Origin of the sequence: Kitasatospora sp. NPDC059747, from assembly GCF_042732955.1 — a bacterium.
Taxonomy (GTDB): Bacteria; Actinomycetota; Actinomycetes; order Streptomycetales; family Streptomycetaceae; genus Kitasatospora.
In genome coordinates, this window is record NZ_JBHWGV010000021.1 from 8,804 (window position 1) to 9,326 (window position 523).

General features: G+C 76.1%; 1 protein-coding gene. It reads right to left on the reverse strand.

Going from position 1 to position 523, the window contains the following annotated elements:
* Nucleotides 1-149 precede the first annotated feature (149 nt).
* A complete protein-coding gene (locus ACFV4G_RS11900) occupies nucleotides 150-374 on the reverse strand; it encodes a hypothetical protein (RefSeq protein WP_380439122.1) in 225 nt (74 codons plus the stop codon).
* Nucleotides 375-523 lie beyond the last annotated feature (149 nt).

Sequence of the window (523 nt, forward strand, 5' to 3'; positions counted from 1 at the left end):
CCCCCCTGGGTCTGCCGACGACCGGGGAGCCCGCGCCACCTTCGGGGCGGCGGCGGGGTAAGGACTCCTTACCCCACAACTTGCTCCGCCAGGAGCCTGATCACGGTCACGTTCCGGCCCCGCTGTGGTGCCGTCCGGGCTGCCAACGCTCACTGGCTGGCCTCGTCGTCGCGCTGTCGGATTTCGCGGAGGAGGTCCTCGACGAAGTCGAGTGCGAGGACGGGGTGGTGGAGGGTCCAGGGGTGGGAGTGCCGGCCGCGTTGGACGCTTCGGGTGCCGTCAGTGCCGGTTTCGAGGCGGTAGAGGTGGCCACGCTGGAGCATGACGGCGAGCCAGGAGTCCGCCTCGGCCCAGGTGGCGGGGGTGGTGCGCATGGTGGCTGCTCTCGTTCGGTCGTGGTTGGGGCGGGTGACCGGCCGGGGGGGGGGGGGGGGGGGCCCCCCCCGGCGGGGGGGGGGCCGGGCGCGCGCGGGGGGGGGCGCGGAACCGGGGGGGGGGGCCCCCGGGGCCGCACCAGCGTGAG